Origin of the sequence: Microbacterium sp. Bi121 (genome assembly GCF_918698005.1) — a bacterium.
Lineage (GTDB): Bacteria > Actinomycetota > Actinomycetes > Actinomycetales > Microbacteriaceae > Microbacterium.
Genome location: NZ_CAKKLJ010000004.1, coordinates 383,095 through 392,560 on the forward strand (window position 1 = coordinate 383,095; position 9,466 = coordinate 392,560).

10 protein-coding genes are annotated in these 9,466 nt (G+C 68.3%); all 10 read right to left on the reverse strand.

Translation table 11 applies throughout. From position 1 onward, the window contains the following. Positions 1–21 precede the first annotated feature (21 nt). The 10 genes from xerD to LQZ87_RS08965 are packed head-to-tail and all read right to left on the reverse strand — an operon-like array spanning position 22 to position 9,283. The gene (gene xerD / locus LQZ87_RS08920) at positions 22–924 is read right to left on the reverse strand and encodes a site-specific tyrosine recombinase XerD (protein ID WP_230103109.1); all 903 of its coding nucleotides are present in this window, start codon (positions 922–924) and stop codon (positions 22–24) included. Between the two features lie 2 nt (positions 925–926). Beyond that, positions 927–1,490 (reverse strand): NUDIX hydrolase, encoded by a 564-nt coding sequence (locus LQZ87_RS08925; protein WP_230103110.1) that lies wholly within the window; start codon positions 1,488–1,490, stop codon positions 927–929. Then, positions 1,483–3,180 (reverse strand): CTP synthase, encoded by a 1,698-nt coding sequence (locus tag LQZ87_RS08930; RefSeq protein WP_230103137.1) that lies wholly within the window; start codon positions 3,178–3,180, stop codon positions 1,483–1,485. The genes LQZ87_RS08925 and LQZ87_RS08930 overlap by 8 nt, the downstream gene beginning before the upstream one ends. A gap of 26 nt (positions 3,181–3,206) precedes the next feature. After that, a complete protein-coding gene (gene recN, locus LQZ87_RS08935) occupies positions 3,207–4,889 on the reverse strand; it encodes a DNA repair protein RecN (RefSeq protein ID WP_230103111.1) in 1,683 nt (560 codons plus the stop codon). Continuing rightward, the gene (locus tag LQZ87_RS08940; protein WP_230103112.1) at positions 4,886–5,794 is read right to left on the reverse strand and encodes an NAD kinase; all 909 of its coding nucleotides are present in this window, start codon (positions 5,792–5,794) and stop codon (positions 4,886–4,888) included. Before LQZ87_RS08940 ends, recN begins: the two co-directional genes overlap by 4 nt. Continuing rightward, positions 5,791–6,588 (reverse strand): TlyA family RNA methyltransferase, encoded by a 798-nt coding sequence (locus tag LQZ87_RS08945; protein ID WP_230103113.1) that lies wholly within the window; start codon positions 6,586–6,588, stop codon positions 5,791–5,793. The genes LQZ87_RS08940 and LQZ87_RS08945 overlap by 4 nt, the downstream gene beginning before the upstream one ends. Continuing rightward, entirely contained in the window at positions 6,585–6,779 is a 195-nt protein-coding gene (locus LQZ87_RS08950) for a hypothetical protein (RefSeq protein WP_230103138.1), read from the reverse strand. The genes LQZ87_RS08945 and LQZ87_RS08950 overlap by 4 nt, the downstream gene beginning before the upstream one ends. A 6-nt stretch (positions 6,780–6,785) precedes the next feature. Then, positions 6,786–7,817: an HAD-IIA family hydrolase gene (locus LQZ87_RS08955; RefSeq protein ID WP_230103114.1), complete on the reverse strand. Its 1,032-nt coding sequence runs from the start codon at positions 7,815–7,817 to the stop codon at positions 6,786–6,788. Then, positions 7,818–8,573: a hypothetical protein gene (locus LQZ87_RS08960; RefSeq protein WP_230103115.1), complete on the reverse strand. Its 756-nt coding sequence runs from the start codon at positions 8,571–8,573 to the stop codon at positions 7,818–7,820. It lies immediately after the preceding gene. Then, positions 8,519–9,283 carry a hypothetical protein gene (locus LQZ87_RS08965; protein ID WP_230103116.1) on the reverse strand — a complete coding sequence of 255 codons (765 nt, stop codon included), beginning with the start codon at positions 9,281–9,283 and terminating at the stop codon, positions 8,519–8,521. The genes LQZ87_RS08960 and LQZ87_RS08965 overlap by 55 nt, the downstream gene beginning before the upstream one ends. Positions 9,284–9,466 lie beyond the last annotated feature (183 nt).

Here is a 9,466-nt window from a genome sequence, read left to right on the forward strand (position 1 = left end):
CGGCGATCCCCCAGGAGCCCGTCAGCGGGCACGCGGATGCGACGTCGCGTAGATGTCGCGCAGCGTGTCGACCGAGACATGCGTGTAGATCTGCGTGGTCGCCACGGACGCGTGTCCGAGCAGCTCCTGCACGACGCGCACATCCGCGCCGCCCTGCAGAAGATGAGTGGCGAACGAGTGCCGCAGCGTGTGAGGCGAGACCTCCGACGTGATCTGGGCGCGCTCTGCGGCCGATCTGATCACCAACCACGCGCTCTGCCGCGACAGCGGGGCCCCGCGGGCGCCGAGGAACAGCCGCGCCGACGCCCTGCCCTTCGCCGCGAGAGCCGGCCTGACCCGCGTGAGGTACGCACCGACGGCATCCCGGGCGAACGATCCGATCGGCACGATCCGCTCCTTCGCCCCCTTGCCGCGAAGGCGCAGCACATCGCCGTGGGCGAGGTCGTCGACGTCCAGCCCGACCGCCTCCGAGACGCGCGCGCCGGTGGCGTACAGCAGTTCGAGCAGTGCGCGATCCCTGATGCCGAGAGGATCCTCGGCGGATGGGGCCGCAAGCAGCCGCTCGACCTGATCGATCGTCAGGGCCTTCGGCAGCCGCTGCGGCATCTTCGGCGGTCGAAGCCGGCCAGTCGGATCCTCGACCTCGATCCCCTCCCGGACCAGGAACCTGTGCAGCCCGCGCACGGACGACTGCAGTCGGGCGAGACTCGTCGCCGCCGGCGCCGGAACGACGGACGAGCGGTCGGCGATGAAGCGGCCGATGATCGCACCCGTCACAGCCGTCGTGTCGTCGATCCCGGCATCCGACAGCCATTGAAGATACACGGCGAGATCGCGCCGATACGCGCCGACCGTGTGCTCCGACAGGCCGCGCTCGATCGTGATGTGCCGCAGGTAGGCGTCCACCGCCCGATCCACGCGCATGGTTACGCCCGCAGTCTCCGCTCGGCAGCGAGCACGCCGACGGACAGGATGCCGTTGCGCAGCCGGCCGGCGAGCACGGCGTCCACGGCATCCGAGAGTGGAACCCACTTGAGCCGGATGTCGGCCTCCTCGTCCTCCCGCGCGTACACGTCAGGAGCCGCCTGGATGCCTGTGGCGAGGTAGATGCGGATCAACTCGCTGTTGCCACCGGGCGTCGTCCACGTCGAGACGAGCAGGTCCCAGTTCCGGGCCGTGAGGTCGGCCTCCTCGGCGAGCTCGCGCTGCGCGGCGACCATGGGGTCCTCACCCTCGATGTCGAGAAGACCTGCGGGCAGCTCCCAGTCCCGATGGCGGATCGGATGCCGGTACTGCTGGATCAGCAGCACCTTGCCGTCGTCGTCCACCGCGAGAACCGCGACGGCCCCGGTGTGATCGACGTACTCCCGAACGATCTCCCCGTCACCGTACGCGACGCGGTCCGAGCGGACATCCCAGACCCAGCCCTTGTAAACGAGGTCGCTCTGGAGGACTTCCGGCTCGAACGGCTCGTCGCGGAGCTCAGTCATCTGCTTCGACGTCGAACAGCTCGCTGGAGCGGTGACGTTCGATCGCCGCGCCGATGAGTCCGCGGAACAGCGGGTGCGGATCCGTCGGACGCGAACGCAGCTCGGGGTGCGCCTGCGTGGCGATGTAGTACGGGTGCACGTCGCGCGGCAGCTCGACGAACTCGACGAGATCCAGCTCGGGGTTGAGGCCCGAGAACACCAGACCGGCGTCCGACAGGCGAGCACGGTAGGCGTTGTTGACCTCGTAGCGGTGGCGGTGGCGCTCAGAGATCTTCGTGCCGCCGTACACCTCCGCCGCCAGCGAGCCATCGGCGAGCGACGCCTCGTAGAGGCCCAGGCGCATCGTGCCGCCGAGGTCTCCGCCGTCGAGGATCTCGATCTGCTCAGCCATCGTGGCGATGACGGGCTCGGTGGTCTCCGGGTCGAACTCGCTCGAGGACGCACCGGCGATACCGGCGATGTTGCGGCCGTACTCGATGACCATGCACTGCAGACCCAGGCACAGGCCGAGCGTCGGGATGCCCTGCTCGCGTGCGAACTTCAGCGCGCCCAGCTTGCCCTCGATGCCGCGGATGCCGAAGCCACCGGGAACGCAGATGCCGTCGAGGTCGGACAGCGCCTTGGCTGCACCCTCCGGTGTCTCGCACGAGTCGGAGGGGATCCAGCGGATGCTGACGTGCGCCTCGTGGGCGAAGCCGCCAGCGCGCAGCGCCTCGGTCACGGAGAGGTATGCGTCCGGCAGGTCGATGTACTTGCCGACCAGGCCGATGGTCACCTCGTGCTTGGGGTTGTGGACGGCCTGCAGCACCTTCTGCCAGCGCGACCAGTCGACCTCGGTCGCTGCCTTGCCGTCGAGGCCGAGGCGACGAACGATGTACGAGTCGAGACCCTGGTCGTTGAGGGTCGAGGGAATGTCGTAGATGCTCGGCAGGTCGACGGTGTTGATGACACCCTCGACGTCGACGTCGCACATGAGCGCGATCTTGTTGCGGTTCGACTCGCTGACCGGGCGGTCGCTGCGCAAGACGAGCGCGTCGGGCTGGATGCCGACCTGGCGGAGCGCTGCGACCGAGTGCTGGGTCGGCTTGGTCTTCTGCTCGCCGGAGGCGCCCATGAACGGCACGAGAGAGACGTGCACGAAGAACACGTTGTCGCGGCCGAGCTCGTGACGAAGCTGACGCGCTGACTCGAGGAACGGCTGCGACTCGATGTCGCCGACCGTGCCGCCGACCTCGGTGATGATCACGTCGGGACGCGGCTCCTCCGTCGCCTGCAAGCGCATGCGGCGCTTGATCTCGTCGGTGATGTGCGGGATGACCTGCACCGTGTCGCCGAGGTACTCGCCGCGGCGCTCCTTGGCGATGACCTGCGAGTAGATCTGCCCCGTGGTCACGTTGGCGGCCTGCGACAGGTTGATGTCGAGGAAGCGCTCGTAGTGTCCGATGTCGAGATCGGTCTCGGCACCGTCATCCGTGACGAAGACCTCACCGTGCTGGAACGGGTTCATCGTGCCGGGGTCGACGTTCAGATAAGGGTCGAGCTTCTGCATCACGACGCGGAGTCCGCGGGCGGTGAGCAGATTGCCGAGGCTCGCAGCCGTCAGGCCCTTGCCCAAAGAAGAAACGACACCACCTGTCACGAAGATGTGCTTGGTCGTGTCGTTTTCGGGCCCCGCCTCAGAAGAGTTCATCACGGGCTTCAATCCTAACAGTTCGCTCAGACGGAGAGGCTGAGAAGTTCTCGGGCATGGGTGAGGGCGGCATCCGAATCGGTGAGTCCCGAGAGCAGCCTGGCCATCTCGGCCTCGCGCTCGGGACCCTCCAGACGCCTGACGCTCGATGCGGTCACTGCGCCGTCGTTGGACTTCACGACGGAAAGATGATTCGACGCGAACGCCGCGACCTGCGCCAGGTGCGTCACAGCGATGACCTGCGACGACTCTGCAAGCCGGGCGAGTCTGCGGCCCACCTCGATCGCCGCGGCACCGCCGATTCCGGCATCCACCTCGTCGAACACGAAGGTCGGCACGGGGTCGGTGCCGGCGATGACGACCTCGATCGCGAGCATGACGCGCGACAGCTCGCCGCCGGAGGCGCTCTTGGCGACCGAGCGCGGTTCGGCTCCCGGATGCGGGGCGAGCAGGATCGCGACGTCGTCACGGCCATGAGCGCTCTCGACGCCTTCCCGAATCGCGACCTGGAGACGCGCGTCGGGCATGGCGAGGGCATGCAGTTCTTCGGTGACCTCGGCGCCGAGCCGTCCCGCGGCTTCTGTGCGCACACCGGTCAGTGCTGACGCTGCCGCATCGAGGTCGGCACGGGCATCGTCGCGCTCCGCTTGGAGACGCTCGAGCCGGTCGCCGTCGTCATCGAGTTCGGCGAGGCGGGTGGAACCCGTCCGCCAGACCTCCAGTGCCTCATCCAGCGAGCCGTGCGCCCGGATCAGCGTGTTCAGTGCAGCGCGGCGCTCTTCGACCGCGGCGAGCTCGTGCGGCCCGGTCTCGTCGAGGTCGGCGAGGTAGGCCGACAGCTGCAGGGCGAGATCTGCGAGACGATAGCCGACATCGGCGACGCCCTCCGCGATCTTCGCGAGTTCGGGGTCTGTGGCGCGCTCGAGGTTGCGACGGGCCTCCGCGACGAGCGCGGACGCGTCTGCCTCGCCCTCCTCGCTGGAGATCGCGTTGCGGGCGAGGGATGCTGCGAGCCGCAGCTCTTCGGAGTTCGCGAGACGCTCAGCGCGCTCGGTGAGCACGACGTCCTCACCCTCCTCCGGTGCGGTCGCCTCGATCAGCGCCAGCGCCTCGCGGAGGCGGTCTGCCTCTTCGGCTCGGCGGTCGCGGTTCTCGGAGAGGTCTGCGATCTCGGCATCCAGCTCGCGCCAGCGGGCGAATGCCACCGAGTAGGCCTCGAGCGCTTTCGCCACCGGTGCTCCGCCGAAGCGGTCGAGCGCGTCGCGCTGCGCAGCGGCTGATCGCAGCCGCAGCTGCTCGGACTGGCCGTGCACGACGACGAGCTCGTCCGCGAGCGATGACAGCACGCCGGCGGGTGCCGCTCGCCCTCCGACGCTGGCGCGGCTGCGCCCCTCGGCGCTGAGCGTCCGCGAGACATACAGTTCGCCCTGGCTCTCACCGAAAGCTTCGAGCTCTCCCCCGGCATCCGCGACGATATCGGCGATCGTGCCCTCAGCCGGGACGATCCACACGCCGGCGACGGACGCCTGGCTCGCGCCGGCGCGCACGGCGCCGGAGTCTGCCCGCTGGCCGAGCAGCAGACCGAGTCCGGTGACGACCATGGTCTTGCCCGCTCCGGTCTCGCCGGTGATCGCGGTGAATCCTGGGCCGAGCGGCAGCACGGCATCATCGATCACGCCGAGGCCCTGCATCCGCATCTCCTCGATCACGATGCCGCTCCTCGCCAGCCCGCCACCGGCAGCTGGAACTTGCGCACGAGCCGATCGGTGAACGCGGCCGGGTGCAGACGCGCCAGGCGCACTGGCCGCGAGGACCGGCGAGCCACGACGCGAGCACCGGGCGGCAGCTCGTGCGAGCGGCGTCCGTCGCACCAGAGGATTCCGGTTCCTGAGGTGCGCTCGAGCATCTCGATCGCCACCGAGGCGTCAGGACTGACGACGAGAGGGCGTGCGAAGAGGGCGTGCGCCGACAGCGGGATGACAGCGATGGCCTCGACCGTCGGCCAGATGACGGGTCCGCCGGCGGAGAAGTTGTATGCGGTCGAACCCGTTGGCGTCGAGATCACCATGCCGTCGCACCCGTAGCTCGACAACGGTCGGCCGTCGATCTCGACGACGACCTCGATCATCCGCTCGCGGCTGGCCTTCTCGACCGTCGCCTCGTTCAGCGCCCAGGTCTCGTAGACCACGGCGCCGGCGGCGTCCTTCACACGGACCGCGAGAGCCAGACGCTCTTCGACGGTGTAGTCACGGTCGATGACGCGCTGCACGGCGTCATCCATGGCGTCGCGCTCGATCTCGGCGAGGAAGCCGACGTGTCCCATGTTGATGCCGAGCACCGGGGCGCTGCGGGTGCCGCGCACGAGTTCGGCAGCGCGCAGGATCGTGCCGTCGCCCCCGAGAACGATGGCGAGCTCGAGATCGTCGACGTGGACGTCGCCGAGCACATCCACGTCGGAGAAGTCGCCGTCGACCGCGGAGAGCTCGGCTCGATCCTCGTTCGACAGCACGGGATGCGCGCCTGCGGCGCGGAGCAGTTCGATGACTCGACGGGCCGCAGTGACCGTTTCGTCCCGGCCGGCATGGGCGACGACCAGGATGTTGCGCTCGTTCATCGTCCTCCCGCCAGCTCGTCGATGCGTCCTGTCCATTGTGACGGATTGCTGCCGCGTCCGGGCGCCATGTGGACGAGGAACTCGGCGTTTCCGTGCGTGCCGAGGATCGGCGAGGCGATGATCCCGAGCATCCCGAGCCCGACGTCCCATCCGTGCCACACGACACGGGCTACGGCATCGGCGCGGGTGGCAGGGTCGGTGACGAGACCGCCTCGGACGGCGGTCCGGCCGACCTCGAACTGCGGCTTGACGAGGACGATGACGTCCGCATCGGATGCCGCGACACCGGCGGCCGCCGGAAGGATCAGTTCGAGCGAGATGAACGAGAGGTCCCCGACGATGAGACCTGGCGCCTCGGATTCGCCGGTGGCATCAGCGAGAGTCTGCGGCGTCATGTAGCGGACGTTGAATCCTTCGACGTCGACGACGCCGGGATCGGCCGCGATCGATGCCGCGAGCTGGCCGTGGCCGACGTCGACGGCGAGCACCTTACGAGCACCGCGTTCGCGGAGCACTTGCGTGAAACCGCCGGTCGATGCGCCCATGTCGAGCGCGAGCCGCCCGTCTGTCGAAACATCGAAGGCGTCCAGCGCTGCGACAAGCTTGTGGGCTCCCCGGCTGACGTAGTGGTCGGTCTCAGCGACGACGATCTCGGCGGTGTCGGCCACGGCCGTCGACGGTTTGATGATCTGGCGGCCGTTCACGCTCACGAGTCCGCCGGCGATCAGGGTTGCCGCGTGCGTTCGGGAGCGTGCGAGTCCGCGGGAGGCGAGAGCGGCGTCGAGGCGCGTCACCGGTCTCCTGGCGAGGGCTTCTCCTGGCCCTTGTCGTATGAGTCCAGCTTCGTCCCGCTCTCAAGTCTGCGGAACAGGTCGTCGTGGACTGCCGTGTACGCGTCCGCCCTGGCTGCCAGCGGCTGGCCTTCGATCAGACGCAGACGGCTCCACAGACCATCGGTCGGCTGCGGCGTCTCGTCGTTCACGATTCCACTCTATGGCCGGTGGAAGGGATCGTCGTAGAGCCGCTCCGGGACCCTGAGCACGAAGACCGGGGTGCCGGAGTCCCAGATGGCGTGTGCACCCGCTCGGACGAGGTCGATGTGCCGCTTGCCCTCGGCGAGGATCTCGACATCTCCCCCGACGACGCGGACCGTGGCACCGTTGACCGTGACGGCGCCGTCCTGGCGCTCGATCTTCGGGTACGGCTCATGCAGTTCGCGCAGATCGCTGAGGATGTAGGTCGGTCTGGATCCTTCGGGAGCGGCGAGAACGTGCTTCGGTCGGTCGATGCCCGTCAGGACGAGCACGGAGTCGATCCCGACGCGGGCAGCCCCCATGATGTCGGTGTCGAGGCGGTCGCCGATGAACAGGGTCTTGTGCGCCTTGAAGCGGGCGATCGCCTCTTCGAAGATCGGAACCTCTGGCTTGCCTGCGACGGTCGCAAGGCGTCCGATAGCGGTGTGGACGGCCGAGACCAGGGTGCCGTTGCCGGGGGCGACACCGCGCTCGCGCGGAATCGTCCAGTCGCTGTTGGTGGCGATCCAGGGAATGCCGCCTTCTTCCTCGGGGACCTTGAGTGCGAACGCCGCTTCAGCGAGGTCCGTCCAGGCCACCTCCGGGGCGAATCCCTGCACGACGGCATCCGGGGCGTCGTCCGCGCTGCGGGTGACGCGATAACCGGCCTTCTCCGCCTCGACGACGAGCCCCTCTCCCCCGACGATGAGCAACGTCGCCGGAGCGGGAACCATGGTCGAGAGCAGGCGCATGGCCGCCTGAGGGCTGGTGACGACATCCTCGGCAGCGACGGTCAGCCCGAGCTCGGTGAGGTGGCCGGCCACGGATGCGTCGGTGCGTGAGGCGTTGTTCGTGATGTACCCGACGCGCCGCTTCTCCGCGACGCGGTTCAGGCTCTCCACCGCATGCGGGAGCGCACCTGCGCCGGCGTACACGACCCCGTCGAGGTCAGCGAGAACGACGTCGACGCCGTCCAAGGGGGTCGGGCGCGTCTTGGAGAAGAGTCCCACTCAGGATTCCTCCTTCGGAGTCTCCTGAGGTTCAGGCGTGGACGGCTCCGTGGAGGCAGAGGGCTCGTCGTCGATATCGTCGTCGAACTCGCCTTCGATCAGTCCGTCCTCGATGAAGATCTCTTCGTCGTCCTCGTCGTTAAGACCCAGGGCATCCGCTGCGACTTCTGCGCGTGCACTCCAGAAGGCTGCCTCTTCTTCGCGGCCGAGATCCTCGAGGACGGCAGCGTGCGCGCCGAACAGGGCGGGGCTCCACTCGAAAGCGCGGTCCGGATCGAGTTCAGGAATCTGCAGCTCGCCGAGCGCGAGTTCAGCTTCGCCCTGGTCGAGACGCGCGCCGGACATCGCAATGGCCAGTGCGACGCGCACCGGGGTCGGCAGGGTGGCACGGTCGACTGCGCGACCGGCTTCGAGTGCGCGGTCGGGGCGACCGACGCCGCGTTCGCTGTCGACCATGAGGGCTATCTGGTCGTCCTTGCCCGAGATGCGACGGTACGTACGCAGTTCGCGCAGCGCGAGGGCGAAGTCACCGGTGGCGTAAGCGGTGATACCGAGAGTCTCGCGGACGATCGCGATGCGCCCAGCCCGACGGGATGCCGCGAGGGCATGCTTGTGGGCGAGTTCAGGATCCTCATCGATGAGCTGGGACGCCATCGCGAGGTGACGAGCGACCTGCTCGGCGTTCTCCTTGCTCAGCGTCTTCAGCTCGTTGCGAGCAGACTTGTGCAGGTCGTCCGCGGTGACCTCTTCGGGCACGATCGGGTCATCGTGGCGCGGTCGGTCATCAGACTGCCGATCAGTACGCTCGCGTCCTGCGCCTCCACGTTGCGGGAAGCCGCGGCCCTCAGAGTTCCGGGAATCGGTACGGCGGTCGTCGCGACGCTGATGGCCCCCGCCGTCGCGCTGCTGGTAACCGTCCTCGCGGCGGTCACCGTCGCGACGGGGCGCGACACCATCACGACGTTGGTAACCGCCCTCGCGGCGGTCACCGTCACGACGAGGAGCAGCACCATCACGACGCTGGTAACCACCTTCGCGCTGCTGGTAGCCGCCTTCGCGGCGGTCGCCATCACGACGCGGCGCAGCACCATCGCGACGCTGGTATCCGCCTTCACGGCGGTCACCATCACGACGGGGCGCGGCACCATCGCGACGCTGGTAACCACCCTCACGACGGTCACCATCACGACGAGGAGCAGAACCATCACGACGCTGGTAACCACCTTCACGCGGCTGGTAGCCGCCTTCACGACGGTCACCATCACGACGAGGAGCAGCACCGTCACGACGAGGAGCAGCACCATCGCGACGCTGGTGACCACCCTCACGGCGGTCACCGTCACGACGAGGCGCGGCGCCGTCACGACGAGGCGCGGCGCCGTCACGGCGCGGTGCGCCAGTGCGGCCTTCAGAGCCGGAGTTCTCAGTACGTGGCCGGCGGGGGCGGTCGTCCCGGCGGTCGTCATCGCGTCGTGGTCGGCGCTCGTCGTCGTTCGGCATGTACTGATTCTCTCAACTCTTCTGTTAACGCAAAATGGCCACCCTGCTTTGGGTGGCCATTTTGACTAAAAGGAGTCCGGCGGTGTCCTACTCTCCCACAGGGTCCCCCCTGCAGTACCATCGGCGCTGTGAGGCTTAGCTTCCGGGTT